We start from the raw sequence: 14,649 nt of genomic DNA on the forward strand, positions 1-14,649 counted from the left end.
AACAGCCATTATGCCGACCGCGTAATTATGCTGAGGATGTCATGCCAATCTACTTTTTGTGCGCGGGTTATGGGTGACGCCGATCGGCATAATCGCGGCTTTCCGGGATCAGATGCTGCCGGCCATAACAAGCATGGCGAGGAGCTTGTCGGATGGTGGTCTGAACCGGCCTGGCGTAACGCCTGGCGGTGCGTGGGCGGCGAGGATCGCAAGCTTCTCGACCGGATCGGCTCGCAAATAGACTTCTGTGCTGCGAAGCGAGGCGTGCCCCAGCCATAGCGAGACCTTCCGAATATCGCCGGTCGCCGCCAGAGTGTGGGCGGCGCAACTGTGACGCAGCACATGCGGCGTGACCCGCTTCGCGAGCAGGGACGGACATGACATTGCTGCGTGGCGGACGTGCTTTGCGACCATCAGGGCTAAACCGTCGCGGCTCAACGGCTCGCCTGCTTGGCTTAGAAATAGTGTCGGTTCGGTTGTCGCACCGCGGGCGCCCAGCCAGCCTCGCAATGCTTGCTGTGTCTCCTGCCATAGGGGCAGGACGCGCTCCCGGCGCCCCTTGCCGTGAATCCGGACCGTCGCCAGCGAGGCGGGTGGAAATGCGGTCATTTGCAGGCCAAGAAGCTCGGATGCGCGCAGTCCGCAAGCATAGGCGATGTGAAGCATCGCCCGATCGCGCAATCCACAATAGGTACGGCCATCGGGCGCCGCGAGAAGCGCCCGAACCTCTTCGATCGTCAGGGCATCGACGAGCCGCATCGTGGTCCGCTTGCGGGGCAGCGCGTGGATGCGCAGTGCCTGATCGAGGCAGGCTGGAACCTTGTACTCGATATAGCGGAAGAAGGATCGCACTGCGGCGAGACGGGCGTTACGGGTGGAAACGCTGTTGCGTCGATCCTCTTCGATATGATCCAGGAAAGCCAGGATGAGATCGGGATGGAGATCTTCAACCTGGAGGTCGATAGGTCGGCATCGTCGGCGGTCGGCCGCGAAGCGGACCAGCAATGTGAAACTGTGGGCGTAGGTCGCGACCGTATGGGGGCTGGCGCTGCGATGCCGGGGCAGATGATCAACCAGATAGTCGGTGAGGTGGGGAGCGAGCGAGGTCATCGGACACCTCCCACGAAGCGATCCTCGTTGGCCGCGGCGATGGTGCGCATCAGGACCGGGGTGGCTTCGAGATACCAATAGGTGTGCAAGATACTGCTATGGCCCAGATAGTCGCGAAGGGCCGCCATGTGACGGCGCACCGCGTCGTAGTCGTGGGCGCAGGCCTCGAGCGATCGGACGGCGAAACTGTGCCGAAGATCATGCAGCCGCGGGCCGGGTGTGCCGACCGGGCCACGGATACCAAGCTCCCTGGCCAGGCAAACGAACATTTTGCGGACGGTCGACCTGTCCGGTGCCCGTCCTGTGCTGATGATGAAAAGATCATCGCTGATCGAAAACGCTCGGTTGCGCCGGTTGAGATATGCCTCGACGGCGTCCCGTGTTGTCGAGTGGATCGGCAGCAGCCGACTGCCGCCGCCCTTGCTCCGGCGCACGAGCAAGCCATCGTGGGTGAGGTCGGACCGCTGCAAAGCGAGCGCCTCTGACACCCGCATGCCTGTTACGGCCAGCAGGCCGAACAGGCAGTGATAGGTGTAGGCGCTGATGCTCCTGCCCGGCAGGGCCGATGCGGCCGATATGATCGCCGCGATCTGCTCGGGTTCGAAGAGATGCGGCGCGGGCCTCGGGCGTCGGCGGCACCCGAATGCACCGATCGGTGGCGCGGCGTGGCCGGGATCTTCCGCCCTCAGAAACAGGGAAAAGCGGCGCAGCAAGTTGTACTTGGCCCGAGCGCGCTCGGGCGAGCACGCCTGACTGCACCACTCGTGAATCCGATCGATGGTGACATGGCTGTCGCCATGTTCATCAGCGTAGCGCGCGAACAATGTAAGGGTATGTTCGCCCTCTTCGAACCCGACCCCAAGCTTGTGGCGGTAGTCGACATAGCGTTCGACGTGGCGGATCAGCATGGCGCACCTCCGATCCAGGGCTGCACCACCTCGCCCAACATGGTGAAATCGACCTTCGCGTAGATCGCGGTCGTATCCGGCTTGGAATGGCGCAAAACCGTGCCGATCGCCTCCAGCGTGGAGCCTTCACGCAGCATCGCGGTGGCGAGCGAGTGACGGAACACATGCGAGCCGGTCGGGATGCCGGTAAGGCCGGCACGTTCGACCGCCTTGCCGAGTATCCAGCAGATGATGCTGGGGCCTGCGAATGGCTGATATGGGGCCTTCAGGCTCAGAAAAAGATGGTTGCTCGCGACTGTCGGTCGAGCCTGTTCGATATAGGCGAGGATCGCTTCACCGGCATCTTGTGGGAGCGGGAGCCGCACCGCGCGGGCAGACTTGCCGGAAACGCGGACCGTTCCCTGATCCCAATCGATATCGTCGAGCTGCATTGCCACGAGGTCGCCAGCGCGCAGTCCAAGCCGTGCGAGCAATAACAGCAGAGCGCGGTTGCGAAGGCCGGTTGGCGTTGATGTATCGCAGGCCGCGACAATCTGCTCGATGGATGCTCGATCGATGTAGCGGGGAACCCGCGTGGCGGCGCGCTTGGGTCCCACGCTCAGGGCTGCAAGCCGATCGGGCGGACACTCGCCGCGGGCAATCAGAAAGCGGACAAAGGACCGCAAGGTGCTCACCGTTCGATCGACGGCCCCCTTCGAGCGGCTCGGATCCTGGTCGAGCAGGACCCTGCGCAGTGCTTCGGCCGAGCATGTTGCGCCTTCACCGCAGATGTTGTCGTACCACCGCTTCACCTCCCTCAGGCTCCGCTTGATCCCTGCGGACGGAAGCCCGCGGGTGGTTGCGAGCCAATGACTATAGTCCGTCAGGCGTTCATCCAGCTCGGGCTCGCCTGCGGTGGATGCAATGGCGCCCTGGCTGACGAGATACGCGAGGAACTTGGAGGCATGTCGGCGGCGTACAGCGATAGTGGTATCGCCAGGGCGACCGCGCATTGCGCGCGGACATGAGCAGTCGTGACGAGCAAAATCTTCGATGATGCGGCGGTCGATCTGATCCCAATGAGCGTTGCGGCCGACCCAGTAAGAAAAATGCCGCGCGTCAAACACCATCCGCCGAACAACCTTGGCGACATAGCCTTGGGCATCGAGGTGCGCGGCATATGGCGCAAAATGCGATGCGACATCGCGCGGGAAACGAGCCGGTATTACGCGCCGCTGCTCAAGCAAATGCACGAACATCCGTATCATGGTCATGTAGTGTGGATCGCGATTAGGCTGAGTCCGGTATCGACGACAGCCACAGCGATGCTTGCGGAACCGCTCGATTACCGCATTGTCGACGTCCGCCAATGCGATCTTGCGGAGCTTCAGCCAGAATAGCAGATGCCTGGCGGCGAAGCCGTGGCGGCGGTTCGAACTGGCGGCGTAAGGTGCCTCGAACTCTGCGACAAGCTCATCGAGCGACATCATCGTAGCCGACTCGATCGGCTTGCAATCGAATAGTGAGATCGTGCTGTGCATATATCCTCCCTCGGTGTGGGAGGACAGAATTACCCCGAGCATGCTGCCGTCAGATCGACGGAAAACGGCGCTTCGCTACAGTGTGCTCGGCATAATTACGCGGTCGGCATAATGGCTGTTTGTTCGGCGGCAGCGTGATCGCCACCAAGGTCGCGATGTTCGACGTCGCAGACTATACGGGCGAGATCGTCTCCGACCTGTTCGGCGAGGACAGCTATTTTGCCGATAGCGAAGCCTTCTGGACCACGCAGATGGCCGAGGTCGAGAAGCAGGCGGACTTTTATCGCGATAGCGGCTGGACCGACGTCATCATCATGGCGCGCGGGGCCTATTTCGATAGCTGGGACTATGAACGCTGCCCGAAGAAGAAGGGCGGCAAGATATTCGTGACCATCAGCCATCGCGGCGAGGTCGCCTTCCATGAGGGCTATATCACCACCAAGGAAGCGCGGCAGCGCGCCAAGGGGGCAGCGGGAGCCGATACACCTAAGCCGGTTCGCCCGGAGGTCAGCGCGGCGCTCGGCAGCTATGTCGATCTTCACCGCCATGCCGCTGTCCGGGCATCCCTGCTGTCCGACACCGGCGTTGCCCTTCGCATGATGGTTGCTCATGCCATTGTCGGATCGCCGCTGTGGCGGGTCGATGTCGAGAAGCAGCGCGCGGTGAGCGATGCGATCACCGAGAGCGTCGAGGTGTCGGCAAGCGAAGCCGCGTTCGATACGAAGCGCCGCGAGGTGCTGGCCCTGCTCGGGTTCGATCCCGAAGCGCCGACTGTCACCGGCGGCTATGATGGCGATCATGGTGTTGCGGGCTTGTTCGCCCGCTTGGCGGCGCTGTCCGACGAGGCGGTGATGCGCATCCTTCCCGTCGTGATGGGCGAGACGCTGGCGGTCGGCAGCGCCGAAGTCGATTATCTCGGCGAGTTGATCGGCACCGACATGCGGACTTGCTGGCAGGATGATGCCGTGCTGCCCGAGTTGATCCGCGACAAGCAATTGCTGGGCGCGGTCGTTGCCGAGGTCGCGGGCGCGGACGTGGCGGAGGCCAATGCCGGGGCCACTACCAAGGTGCAACGCGGCATCCTCGTCGATTGTCTCAGCGGCAGCAATGGCCGGGCGCAGGTGAACGGCTGGCTTCCCAAATGGTTCGCCTTTCCGCCCTCGGGCTACACGGCTCGCGGCGGCATTGGCTGTGTCGAGCGGAGCGAGCGCATTGCGCCGCTGCTCGCCCCGGCACAGGTCGAGGACGAACCGGAAATGCGCGAAGCCGCTTGATGATCGTCGGGAAGCAATTGGGGGGAACGGTATCGCCCGTTTCCCCCAATTTTTCGCCCGGCGCACAGCGCCGGGCATTCTTTTCGCGAAACAGGCAAGGGCCTGGACGCCGCTTATCCGTATTGCAGTAGTGGAAAGCGCAAGAGCCATTTTTTGCTGGCGACACGACCATCGAAAATGTGCCGCTTCGCACCGGTGAATGATGACGTCGGCACGAGGCGGGGCGCGAACAAATCATCCAACCCGAACGGTGCATTGATTTCCAGCCACCCATCGGAAACGAGCCGCACCGCTACGGCCGTGGCCGTTTCCGGCCAGAACCGCATGGCCTCCATCACCGAGGCATAAGGCCTGTCGCCGTTGCGGAGGTGCATCCGCGCCTGATTCTTTACCGACCAATCGAAATCCGGCTGCTGTTGGCGGAGCCGGATTTCGATTTCCCGGTCATGTCTCTCCTCCACGCGGTGGCGGTCGAACCAGACGACATCGACATCGCCCGCGGGCAAGTCGGCCGCCCGGCCATGCAGATAATCCCAGACCGCATCGCGGACGAAGCCGGCCCCAATCCATCCATCAGGCAGCGACAGTTCCTCCACCGCTTTGAGCACGGCCATTCGACGATGGTCATTTTCGAGAATGCTGGAGAGATGGTCGCCGAAACCCATTGCCCCGCTATAGCATTTGCCCGTCCAGACGGTGGAATTTATCGGGACCGAGCAAAGCCGGTTCCGATTGGCCTTGCCAAGTGGCGGGCATTGCCCGAAGATTCCGGCACCTATGCGAACCGACGTTGATCATCTTCCTGCCGCCAAGCAGCGCGAGCTTGAGCGCATCGTCGAGATATTGTTCGACGAGTTCGGGCAGGCGACCGAAAACGCGACCGGGCGCCGCAAGGGCGCCCGCATCCTCAAGATCATCCTGTTCGGCTCACATGCGCGCGGCGACTGGGTCGATGCCCCGCTGTCGGTGAACCAGTATAAATCCGACTACGACATTCTCGTCATCGTCAGCCAGAAGGAATTGACCGACCGTGCCGCCTATTGGGCGAAGGCCGAGGAACGGCTGATCCGTGCCTATACGATCGAGAAGACGCTTCGCACGCCGGTCAATTTTATCGTCCACTCGCTCCACGAGGTGAACGACGGACTCGCGCATGGGCGCGTCTTTTTCATGGAAGTCGCGAAGGATGGGATCGCGCTCTACGAAGCCGACGATCGTGAACTCCGGGCGCCCCGGCCGAAGACGCCAGACGAAGCCTTGGTGGCCGCGAGGGAATATTTTGAAGATGGGATGGCGGGCGCGATGTCGCGCCAAAAGCTTGCGAAGTATGCCCTCGACGAAGGACTACTGAAAGACGCCGCGTTTGATTTTCATCAGACAACCGAGCGGCTTTATTCCTGCCTGCTGCTCACCCTGACCTATTACACGCCATATAACCATAATATCGCCTTCCTGCGCTCGCTAGCCGAAGGTCTCGACCGACGCCTTTACGGCATCTGGCCCGAGACCAATCGCCGCGAGCGGGCGATGTTCCAGAAGCTGAAAGAGGCCTACACCAAGGCCCGGTATTCGAAGCATTATAAGATCAGCGAAGAGGAACTGACCTGGCTCGGCGAGCGCGTTGAAGAACTCGGTCGCGTCGTCCATCAGGTCTGCACCGACAAGATCGCCGAACTCGAAAAGGCTGCTCGCAGATAGCTGTCATTCCGCACGAGGAGCCTGCGAGAACCCAGGCTAGCCTACTAGCTTCATCCACTCCTCAGGTGATTCCGGTTGTTCATCCAACTGGCGGGCGCCATCCGGGATTTGCACCCAAGGCTGCTTACTGCGGACCCAAAGATGGGCGACAGGTATCACCTCACGGCTCCTGTCGAGCGTGCCGCAACGCAGCGAGCCGAAACCCGGGCGGGTACTATTCTCGGCAAAAATGCGCCCTTTGCAACGCTTGCATCCCCAGATGGATGACTTGGCTCCGCTCGGCTGCAAATAGGTGCCCTCATCGAGTTCGCCCTCGATCAGCAGGTCCTGTTTGGCGAAGAACATGTGCTCGCTGAATGCGCTGCCGGTTCGAGACTGGCAATCCTTGCAGTGACACGCATATGGCTTGAAGCGGAAGCCTTCCTTCAATGTGTAGCGGACGGCACCACAAACGCACCCGCCACTGAGTTCGCCCATCATTTCAGTGCCTCCCCGTAGACCAACTCAGCGCAGGATAAAGAAGGTGCCTGCGGATTGCTATCCGTCGACTCCGAATTCGCCGATCGTCGTCCAACTTGCCGAGACTCCGCGATTCTGGCATGATCCTGCCCACGGGATGGAATGACTGGCGGCCATCCTCGGGATAATCCTGCCAGGCATCATGTAGGTTCGGCCACCACGGTCGGGCAGTTGCTGTAAGCCGCTGACACGGCACCAGACAGCGGACACCGCTTGCACATCCGCGTGATCACGCGCGGACCGCTGGTGTGCGAGCTGCAAATGAATACCCCGAAAGCGAACGACGTTTACGCGCGCGAAGTCGTGATGGCGCGCGTCGGCCATCTGATCCGCCGCAAGCAACAGGAGGTCGAGCGCATCGCGCGCATCCTGCGCGCCTGCTTCGATCCCGATCAGGTGCAGGCACCTGGGCGCGGCCAGATCAGACGCATCATCCTGATCGGCCCCTACGCGCGGAAGAATTGGTATGAAGACGACGATACGATCAATTTTTCCGATTACGAATTCTGGATCGTCGTCAATCATCCGCTGTTCAAGGAACCGGAATGCTGGGCACGCGCCCGCGATGTCATCGACAGCGAGCTTGGCAACCGCTGCGCCGTCGGTCTTGAATTCTACTCCAAAGCCGACATCCGCGTCGCCAAGGCCGAGCGCGACACCTTCATCCTCGACCGGATCGAGGCGGGCATCACCCTCTATCGCGCTTCGCGCGATGCCCCGCTCAATGACCGCAAGCGCAAGGGGGCGCGGCCATGAGCGCGCGCCGGGAAATCGCGACATTCGAGGATGTCTATCGCGCCGAATATCCGCGCCTGCTGCGCAGGCTGAGGCGGCGGATCGGGCCGGACGAAGCGCGCGACTTCGCGCAGGAGGCCTTCGCCCGGCTCCATCACAGCGGCAAGCTGCCGGTGCTGGACCAGCCGGGCGCCTACCTCAACCGGATTGCGCGCAATATGCTGATCGATCGAAGGCGCCGGCAGCAGCGGACGGGCGCGATCTTCTATCCGCTGGACGAAGGGAGAGATGCGCCGACTCGTTCCGAACAGGAATGGCGGATCGAAGAAAGGGATTTGCAGCGCTTCTACCGGCGCACCGTGCGCTCGATGCCGCCCAAGACCCGCCGCGTGTTCGTGATGCACCGGATTCACCGTCTGACCTATAAGGAGATCGCTGCCGAGCTTGGCGTCTGTGTCGAGACCGTCGAATATCATATGATGCGTGCGCTCAGGCTCTGCCGCGCCGCAGTCGCGGCAGAGGTGGCGCCATGACCGGCCTCGATGCCCGTCACCGCAGCGCCGCGATCGACCGATTGCCCGCGCTGCCCCGCGCGCTGTTCCTGCTCCACAACTTCTACGGCGTCGATGTCGATGCGATGGCCGACGCGCTTAGCGTGGATCGGGAGGCTATTGAAACCGGCCTCGCCGATGCCCGCGCGACCGTTCGGGCGCATGTTTGCTATACGGAGCCGGTGCCCGGCGTCGGGCCGGCGACCGGCGCTTTGCAGGCGCGCCTACAGCAGGAGTATCGGCAAGCGCTCGAAGCCGCCTTCGCGGAAAGCGGTTATCCCGGCGAGGTGGAGTGGCCCGAGCCGATGGCCGATATAGCGGCCGATCAGGAAGCGGCGGCGGCGTTCGTCGTCACGGCGTTGTCAGCGGCGCTGCGCAAGGCTGTCACGCGATCGCGCCGGGCCGGGGTCGCGACGGTCGATCAATGGCGCTTTATCGCACCGTGGCGCCGGGTTCGGCGGCGACGCCTGCTGCGCGTCAACGACGCGCTCCATTGCGCAGGCCGGCAGCCGTTCGACGAATGGCTGGGCGAGCGCCTTGTCCCCGACGGGCGCTATCCGCAGGGCTATGTGGTCCATCGACGGCGGCGACGGCCGTTCCCGGAGGAGCGACCACCGACCGAGGCCGAGCAAAATGGCGAGGAGATTGCCGACATCGTGCAGATACCGGAGCGGCTGGTCGAACAGCCGGAGCTGACACGGCATGTGTGGATATTCTTCCATCTTTATGGCCGTCCCTATGACGAGATCGCCCGATTGTTCGGGATCAGCCGCCGACGTGTCAAACGCCTTCGAGAGCAGGCTGAATACGCGATCATCGGCAAGCCTTATCCGTCGCTCGCTTTTCGCATCCGCTTCGCGCTGATGCGGAAGCGCCTGTCGTTCGCGTGGCGTTGGGACATCATCCGGTCCGCCTTTTATGAATAGGTGCTGGCCGCTGGTGCCGGGGCACAATTCATCGCAAAGCGGTCCGGAAATCCATATTTGGTTAACTATTTCGGCGGACGATGACGGCATTCCAGTTCGGATGCCGCCCGCCTTCTTTACCCCCACATACGGCGGCATCACGAAGGGCGGCGCGACATAGCTGGTCCCTTGTTCGCGCCGCCCGCCCGCCCTTGCGGAAGAAATGAAGGGTCCCGCCCCCTGACAGGACCCTTCGACCTCGCTCGCGGGGGGATGGAGCGAGATCATCTTGTGCTGCGTTGCCGCTCTGTAAAACGCCCCGCCGGTCGGCGGGGCGAGTTTGGGTAAGTGATCACGCAGAAAACCCGTGTGTGATCGCTGGACGCAACGCGTCACCGTCGCGCGGGTTCCCTGCGCGGGCTTTGCAATCGCCGTTCTTGAAGCAACGGCCATATGCGTGCATGCCGTCGGACATGGAAATTGCTTTTCCGGACCCGCATGACGAGGGAGTTTGACATGGACGATTCTGAAGCGCTGGTCACGCTGACCGCAGATATTGTTGCCGCGCATGTCAGCAACAACAGCGTCGCCATATCGGATATTCCGCTGGTCATTCGCTCGGTGCATGAAGCGCTTGCTGGTCTTGGCAATGCCGAAGAACCAGAAGTGAAGCAGGAGCCGGCGGTGTCGATCCGGTCGTCGGTGAAGCCCGATTACATCGTCTGCCTCGAAGACGGGAAGAAGCTCAAGATGCTCCGGCGTCACCTGATGACGCATTACAACATGACGCCCGACGACTATCGCGCGAAATGGAACCTGCCGAAGGACTATCCGATGACTGCGCCCGCATATGCCGAGAAGCGTCGCGCGCTTGCCAAGGAAATCGGCCTTGGCACCAAGGGGCGCGGCGGCGGGCGACCGCGCCGCAAGACATAACGCGCTTGGCCACGGTCGCCGATTGCCGGCCGTCCATCAATCTCGTTACCGTTGCAGTCAGGGTTGGCATCGCACGAATATGACAAGCTCGGCGTCGTCGATCAGCTTCGCTTCGAAACCGGCATCACGCCAGGCGCACGATTGCACACCGGTCGGATCGTCGCTCCACCATGCGATATTGGCCGCCGCCTTGGGCAGCGGTGCACCGATCAGGCCTTCGATCTGCGCGAGCGTGAGTTCGACTTCCTGCCCGTCGTTGCGAACCGCCCAGCGGCGCAGGAAGGTGCCAAGGATAGTATATTTGCCCATCACCGATCGACGCGCGGCAGGGACAACAGAATAGCCGGAGGAAAACCTCCTCCGTCGGTAGTGAGATAGGGCCGCCCCGATGCTTCACGCTGCTGGACGATGACGTCGACCTCCTCGTCGCCGACGCGCACCCAGAAACGGTGGGTTCCGTCGTTGATCCAGTCGATGATCTGGTCGACAAGGAACAGGCTTCTGCCGACCTGGACCGCGTGGATATGGTGATTGCGAACATCGATCGGTGTCTGACCGATGGCCACAATCTCGTAATCAGCCATGTTTCACCTCCCTCGGCGTGCGCCGCAAGAAATGATCCGCTGGTCAGACGGGTGCGTTCGCCTGCTGGTCGAGCGCGTCGGCGATCATCGCCGCAAGCGATTCTTCGGCACGGATGCGCGCGACCGGATCTTTCGCATCGAGGTCGCGCCGAATCCATTGCGGCGCGCGTTCGACCACGCGAAGGATCGTGTCGGTCAGCTCCCGTGTCATGGCGCGCCTATGACAGATGGGTCGGAGTCGGGCAAGGCATCGGTCTCGAACGCACGTTTGCCGCGCCTCTTCCAGAGTGCAAAAGCGTGGGCGCCATCTTCGCTTCGCAGCTTGTCGGCCATCCAGAGGAAGGCGCCGTAGAGCATCGCGCGATTATCGTCGGCGAGGTCGACGAGCTCGGCTTTGACGACAAGCCCTCCCAACTCGATGAGCTGGCGCGTGCGCTCGCGCCGCTTGACCTGCCACTCGCGCATTCCGGTTCGTGCTCTCACCAACTCAAGCCGATGCCGCATGGCCGTCAGACGCCGGGTCATTCGCTGCGCCGCGATCAGGTCGCGCCGCAGCCTTGCGTGGCCCGCGCTGAAAGAAGCCCGCGCCTGCCTTGCGCCAACCCTCCTTCGTGCTGGCATCCTTGGCCGCGACTGCGCCGAGCAACGCTCCGGCGAGCATGTCGGCGTCGAGTGCATCGGCACCCGTCGCGATGACGAGTTCGCCGAGCTGGCGAACGCGGCGTTCCTTGAGCAGCTTTGCCTTGTCAGCGAGCGCTTTCAGTTCCGAATCAATATCGCGGGGTTTGCGCATCATAAGTCTCCATTGAGTGACGATGCGGCCATGATAGAAGAAGCGCAGCGCTAGCGCAGTAGAGTCGCCAGGACAGACTGGGACCGCCTAGTCCAGCCCGAGAATTTATTCGAGGAGGGCGCGCTTATACGTCGTGCCGACGTGCGCTTGGTGGCGTAGATGGATTGCCGTCATGGCAATCTTTCACTTCTCCGCGAAAGTCATCGGGCGCGCTGCCGGGCGCAGCGCCGTTGCCGCAGCCGCCTATCGTGCGGGCGAGCGGCTGCACGATGAACGGCTCGACCGCGACCATGATTTCCGCGCCAAGTCCGGCGTCGAGCATAACGAGATCATGTTGCCCGAAGGCGCGCCCGAACGCTTCTCGGATCGGGAAACCCTCTGGAACGAGGTCGAGGGATGCGAGAAGCGCAAGGACGCGCAGCTTGCTCGCGAGGTCGAATTTTCCATTCCGCGCGAGATGAGCAAGGTCGATGGCATCGAGCTTGCCCGCGATTTCGTGCAGTCCGAATTTGTCGATCGCGGGATGATCGCGGATTTGAATGTGCATTGGGACATCGGTGCGGACGGCCAGCCCAAACCCCATGCCCATGTCATGCTCACCATGCGCGAGGTGGGTGAGGACGGTTTTGGGCAGAAGGTCCGCGAGTGGAACCGCACCGAACTTGTCGAGCAGTGGCGCGAGCGTTGGGCCAATCACGTCAACGCGCGGCTTGCCGAACTCGATATAGACGCCCGCATCGATCACCGATCCTTGGAAGCGCAGGGCATCGACCTTGAGCCGCAAGACAAGATCGGCCCCGCAGCCTCGCGCATGGGCGAGCGCGGGCTTGAGTCCGAGCGCATCGAGGATCATCGCGCCGTCGCGCAGCGCAACGGCGAACGCATCATCGCGGAGCCGCGCGTCGCGCTCGACGCAATCACCCACCATCAGGCGACGTTCACCAACCGCGACCTTGCGATGTTCGTGCATCGCCACACCGACGGGAAGGATCAATACGACCGGGCGATGAGCGCTGTTCGCGGTTCGCCCGACTTGATCGAACTCGGCAAGGACGGGCGCGGCGAAGATCGCTTCACCAGCCGCGACATGATCGACACCGAACAGCGGTTGCAGCGCGCTTCGGAATTGATGGCGAAGCGCGAACGACATCGCGTGTCGGAGGGCGACCGGGAAAGCGCGCTTCGCGCGGCGGCGGCGCGCGGGCTGGACCTGTCAGGCGAGCAGCGCGCGGCGTTTGAACATGCGAGCGATGGCAGGGGTTTGAGTGTCGTCGTCGGTTACGCCGGGACCGGCAAGAGCGCGATGCTGGGCGTGGCGCGGGAGGCATGGGAAGAGGCCGGGTTCAATGTGCGCGGCGTCGCGCTGTCGGGCATCGCAGCCGAAGGGCTTGAGAATGGCTCTGGCATCGCCTCGCGCACCATCGCCAGCATGGAACATGGTTGGTCGCAGGGGCGCGACATGCTCACGTCTCGCGATGTGCTGGTGATCGACGAGGCTGGCATGGTCGGCACCCGCCAGATGGAGCGCGTATTGTCCCATGCCGCCGACGCCGGCGCCAAGGTCGTGCTGGTCGGCGACCCGCAGCAGTTGCAGGCCATCGAGGCGGGTGCGGCGTTCCGGGCGATCCACGAACGGCATGGCGGCGTCGAGATTACGGAGGTTCGCCGCCAGCATGAGGGCTGGCAGCAGGACGCTACCCGGCATCTTGCGACCGGCCGAACCGGCGAGGCGATCAACGCCTACGCCGATCACGGTATGGTTCACACCGCCGAGACGCGCGAACAGGCCCGGAGCGATCTTGTCGAGCGGTGGGATCGCGACCGGCAAGCGAACCCCGACGCCAGCCGGATCATCCTCACTCACACCAATGCCGAGGTGCGCGAACTCAACGAGGCCGCGCGCGACCGGATGCGCGCGGCGGGCGAACTGGGCGACGATGTTCGCGTGAAAACCGAACGCGGCGATCGTCCCTTCGCATCGGGGGACCGCATCATGTTCCTGCGTAATGAGCGCGGCCTTGAGGTGAAGAACGGCACGCTGGGCACCGTCGAACAGGTCAATCAGCAGGGCATGACCGTTCGCACCGATGACGGGCGCAACGTCGCATTCGACATGAAGGATTATGCTCATGTCGATCATGGCTATGCAGCCACGATCCACAAGGCGCAGGGCATGACCGTCGACCGTGGCCATGTGCTGGCGACACCCGGCATGGACCGTCATAGCAGCTATGTCGGTATGACACGCCACCGCGACGGCTTGGCCCTTCACTATGGCCGCGACGACTTCAAGGACGATGCCCAGCTTGCCCGCACCCTGTCCCGCGAGCGCGCGAAAGACATGGCGAGCGATTATGCCCGCGTCGATCCGGCCAAGGAGTTCGCCGAGCGGCGCGGCATTGGCGAGCGCGTCGCGGAAATCGCCCGCGCGGGTGCGGAGAAGGCGCGCGGGATCTTCGACGGGTTGCGCCTCTCGCTGCAGGGCCAGCAGCGTGAGCAGGGCATGTTCGCGGGCTTCCGTCCGCCTGAACAGAGGAGTGAGCAGGCACAGACCCAGCCCTCCCATGCCACCGGCCAGCGTCGCGCCGTCGAACGCTATGCGCGCGCGGTGAACGAGGTCGCCCGGATGCGCGACCGGGGCTTGCCCGTGCTGCCCCATCAGCATGACGCCCTGAACAGGGCGGGAGAGGCATTAGACGCGATCCGGCCTCACGCCTCCACCGACTTGCAGAACGCCCTCCAGCGCCAGCCGGAGCTTATCCACGAGGCCGCGGAGGGGCGCAGCCAGGCTGCGGTGCAGGCGATGAACAAGGAAGCGGAACTGCGGGCCGATCCGTTCCAGCGCGCCGATCGCTTTGTCGAGGGCTGGAAGCAGCTCCGGCAGGCGCAGGACGATCTACGGCGCGACGGCGATTTCCGGGGTGCGAAGCGCGTCGGGCAGGAAATGGCGGGCATGGCGAAGAGCCTCGAACGCGACGCGCAGGTCGAATCGCTGCTGCGCGGGCGCAGCCGGGAATTGGGAATTGATGCGGCCATGGGCCGCAGCGTGGCGCGCGATCTCGCGGACTCGGTGCCGTTCGATCACGGCCGCAACCTTGGCATGAGCCGATAGGAGG

The 14,649-nt window shown here is 63.2% G+C and carries 17 protein-coding genes; 7 read left to right on the forward strand and 10 right to left on the reverse strand.

Annotated elements, in window-relative coordinates; all coding sequences use genetic code 11:
* Positions 1-108: 108 nt before the first annotated feature.
* The 3 genes from ABS88_RS02740 to ABS88_RS02750 are packed head-to-tail and all read right to left on the reverse strand — an operon-like array spanning position 109 to position 3,538.
* Positions 109-1,110, reverse strand: a complete 1,002-nt coding sequence (locus ABS88_RS02740) for a tyrosine-type recombinase/integrase (protein WP_286748999.1) — start codon at positions 1,108-1,110, stop codon at positions 109-111.
* Positions 1,107-2,018, reverse strand: coding sequence for a tyrosine-type recombinase/integrase (locus ABS88_RS02745; protein WP_286749001.1), 912 nt, complete (start codon positions 2,016-2,018; stop codon positions 1,107-1,109). Before ABS88_RS02745 ends, ABS88_RS02740 begins: the two co-directional genes overlap by 4 nt.
* Positions 2,012-3,538 carry a tyrosine-type recombinase/integrase gene (locus ABS88_RS02750; RefSeq protein WP_286749003.1) on the reverse strand — a complete coding sequence of 509 codons (1,527 nt, stop codon included), beginning with the start codon at positions 3,536-3,538 and terminating at the stop codon, positions 2,012-2,014. Before ABS88_RS02750 ends, ABS88_RS02745 begins: the two co-directional genes overlap by 7 nt.
* Positions 3,539-3,672: 134 nt before the next feature.
* Here ABS88_RS02750 and ABS88_RS02755 point away from each other — a divergent pair, with 134 nt between their 5' ends.
* Positions 3,673-4,812 carry a chromosome partitioning protein ParB gene (locus ABS88_RS02755; RefSeq protein ID WP_286749005.1) on the forward strand — a complete coding sequence of 380 codons (1,140 nt, stop codon included), beginning with the start codon at positions 3,673-3,675 and terminating at the stop codon, positions 4,810-4,812.
* 113 nt (positions 4,813-4,925) lie between these two features.
* Here the strand turns inward: ABS88_RS02755 and ABS88_RS02760 are convergent, their stop codons facing one another.
* Positions 4,926-5,477 (reverse strand): nucleotidyltransferase family protein, encoded by a 552-nt coding sequence (locus tag ABS88_RS02760; RefSeq protein WP_286749007.1) that lies wholly within the window; start codon positions 5,475-5,477, stop codon positions 4,926-4,928.
* A gap of 112 nt (positions 5,478-5,589) precedes the next feature.
* On the opposite strand from ABS88_RS02760, the gene ABS88_RS02765 reads away from it, so the two are divergent.
* A complete protein-coding gene (locus tag ABS88_RS02765) occupies positions 5,590-6,510 on the forward strand; it encodes a nucleotidyltransferase and HEPN domain-containing protein (RefSeq protein WP_058815453.1) in 921 nt (306 codons plus the stop codon).
* A 36-nt stretch (positions 6,511-6,546) separates the two neighbouring features.
* On the opposite strand, the gene ABS88_RS02770 is transcribed toward ABS88_RS02765, so the two are convergent.
* Positions 6,547-6,990 (reverse strand): GFA family protein, encoded by a 444-nt coding sequence (locus tag ABS88_RS02770; RefSeq protein ID WP_058815454.1) that lies wholly within the window; start codon positions 6,988-6,990, stop codon positions 6,547-6,549.
* 300 nt (positions 6,991-7,290) lie between these two features.
* Between ABS88_RS02770 and ABS88_RS02775 the strand changes: the two genes are divergently transcribed.
* From ABS88_RS02775 to ABS88_RS02790, 4 genes are all read left to right on the forward strand, one after another.
* Positions 7,291-7,785: a hypothetical protein gene (locus ABS88_RS02775; RefSeq protein WP_286749008.1), complete on the forward strand. Its 495-nt coding sequence runs from the start codon at positions 7,291-7,293 to the stop codon at positions 7,783-7,785.
* Complete coding sequence (locus ABS88_RS02780) at positions 7,782-8,297, forward strand: sigma-70 family RNA polymerase sigma factor (RefSeq protein ID WP_058815455.1); 516 nt, start codon at positions 7,782-7,784, stop codon at positions 8,295-8,297. The genes ABS88_RS02775 and ABS88_RS02780 overlap by 4 nt, the downstream gene beginning before the upstream one ends.
* Positions 8,294-9,241 carry a sigma-70 RNA polymerase sigma factor region 4 domain-containing protein gene (locus ABS88_RS02785; protein WP_137889382.1) on the forward strand — a complete coding sequence of 316 codons (948 nt, stop codon included), beginning with the start codon at positions 8,294-8,296 and terminating at the stop codon, positions 9,239-9,241. The genes ABS88_RS02780 and ABS88_RS02785 overlap by 4 nt, the downstream gene beginning before the upstream one ends.
* A 495-nt stretch (positions 9,242-9,736) precedes the next feature.
* Positions 9,737-10,156 (forward strand): Ros/MucR family transcriptional regulator, encoded by a 420-nt coding sequence (locus ABS88_RS02790; RefSeq protein WP_058815457.1) that lies wholly within the window; start codon positions 9,737-9,739, stop codon positions 10,154-10,156.
* A gap of 57 nt (positions 10,157-10,213) precedes the next feature.
* On the opposite strand, the gene ABS88_RS02795 is transcribed toward ABS88_RS02790, so the two are convergent.
* The 5 genes from ABS88_RS02795 to ABS88_RS02815 are packed head-to-tail and all read right to left on the reverse strand — an operon-like array spanning position 10,214 to position 11,533.
* Entirely contained in the window at positions 10,214-10,465 is a 252-nt protein-coding gene (locus ABS88_RS02795; RefSeq protein WP_058815458.1) for a DUF7662 domain-containing protein, read from the reverse strand.
* Positions 10,465-10,740, reverse strand: a complete 276-nt coding sequence (locus tag ABS88_RS02800) for a DUF3892 domain-containing protein (protein WP_058815459.1) — start codon at positions 10,738-10,740, stop codon at positions 10,465-10,467. Before ABS88_RS02800 ends, ABS88_RS02795 begins: the two co-directional genes overlap by 1 nt.
* 43 nt (positions 10,741-10,783) lie before the next feature.
* On the reverse strand, positions 10,784-10,951 hold the full coding sequence (locus ABS88_RS02805; RefSeq protein ID WP_171013392.1) for a DUF6771 family protein: 168 nt from the start codon (positions 10,949-10,951) through the stop codon (positions 10,784-10,786).
* On the reverse strand, positions 10,948-11,205 hold the full coding sequence (locus ABS88_RS02810) for a conjugal transfer protein TraD (RefSeq protein WP_058815460.1): 258 nt from the start codon (positions 11,203-11,205) through the stop codon (positions 10,948-10,950). Before ABS88_RS02810 ends, ABS88_RS02805 begins: the two co-directional genes overlap by 4 nt.
* A 22-nt stretch (positions 11,206-11,227) precedes the next feature.
* Positions 11,228-11,533, reverse strand: a complete 306-nt coding sequence (locus ABS88_RS02815; protein WP_058815842.1) for a conjugal transfer protein TraD — start codon at positions 11,531-11,533, stop codon at positions 11,228-11,230.
* 172 nt (positions 11,534-11,705) lie between these two features.
* On the opposite strand from ABS88_RS02815, the gene traA reads away from it, so the two are divergent.
* Entirely contained in the window at positions 11,706-14,645 is a 2,940-nt protein-coding gene (traA, locus tag ABS88_RS02820; RefSeq protein ID WP_058815461.1) for a Ti-type conjugative transfer relaxase TraA, read from the forward strand.
* The last annotated feature ends 4 nt before the right edge of the window (positions 14,646-14,649 follow it).

The organism is Sphingopyxis sp. SCN 67-31, assembly GCF_001725095.1.

What these genes read in the sequence shown, in the direction of transcription:
- ABS88_RS02740 (WP_286748999.1), bottom strand. Translation starts at nt 1,110, where the DNA reads ATGACCTCGCTCGCTCCCCACCTCACCGACTATCTGGTTGATCATCTG.
- ABS88_RS02745 (WP_286749001.1), bottom strand. Translation starts at nt 2,018, where the DNA reads ATGCTGATCCGCCACGTCGAACGCTATGTCGACTACCGCCACAAGCTT.
- ABS88_RS02750 (WP_286749003.1), bottom strand. Translation starts at nt 3,538, where the DNA reads ATGCACAGCACGATCTCACTATTCGATTGCAAGCCGATCGAGTCGGCT.
- ABS88_RS02760 (WP_286749007.1), bottom strand. Translation starts at nt 5,477, where the DNA reads ATGGGTTTCGGCGACCATCTCTCCAGCATTCTCGAAAATGACCATCGT.
- ABS88_RS02765 (WP_058815453.1), top strand. Translation starts at nt 5,590, where the DNA reads ATGCGAACCGACGTTGATCATCTTCCTGCCGCCAAGCAGCGCGAGCTT.
- ABS88_RS02770 (WP_058815454.1), bottom strand. Translation starts at nt 6,990, where the DNA reads ATGATGGGCGAACTCAGTGGCGGGTGCGTTTGTGGTGCCGTCCGCTAC.
- ABS88_RS02775 (WP_286749008.1), top strand. Translation starts at nt 7,291, where the DNA reads ATGAATACCCCGAAAGCGAACGACGTTTACGCGCGCGAAGTCGTGATG.
- ABS88_RS02780 (WP_058815455.1), top strand. Translation starts at nt 7,782, where the DNA reads ATGAGCGCGCGCCGGGAAATCGCGACATTCGAGGATGTCTATCGCGCC.
- ABS88_RS02785 (WP_137889382.1), top strand. Translation starts at nt 8,294, where the DNA reads ATGACCGGCCTCGATGCCCGTCACCGCAGCGCCGCGATCGACCGATTG.
- ABS88_RS02790 (WP_058815457.1), top strand. Translation starts at nt 9,737, where the DNA reads ATGGACGATTCTGAAGCGCTGGTCACGCTGACCGCAGATATTGTTGCC.
- ABS88_RS02795 (WP_058815458.1), bottom strand. Translation starts at nt 10,465, where the DNA reads ATGGGCAAATATACTATCCTTGGCACCTTCCTGCGCCGCTGGGCGGTT.
- ABS88_RS02800 (WP_058815459.1), bottom strand. Translation starts at nt 10,740, where the DNA reads ATGGCTGATTACGAGATTGTGGCCATCGGTCAGACACCGATCGATGTT.
- ABS88_RS02805 (WP_171013392.1), bottom strand. Translation starts at nt 10,951, where the DNA reads ATGACACGGGAGCTGACCGACACGATCCTTCGCGTGGTCGAACGCGCG.
- ABS88_RS02810 (WP_058815460.1), bottom strand. Translation starts at nt 11,205, where the DNA reads ATGCGCGAGTGGCAGGTCAAGCGGCGCGAGCGCACGCGCCAGCTCATC.
- ABS88_RS02815 (WP_058815842.1), bottom strand. Translation starts at nt 11,533, where the DNA reads ATGCGCAAACCCCGCGATATTGATTCGGAACTGAAAGCGCTCGCTGAC.
- traA (WP_058815461.1), top strand. Translation starts at nt 11,706, where the DNA reads ATGGCAATCTTTCACTTCTCCGCGAAAGTCATCGGGCGCGCTGCCGGG.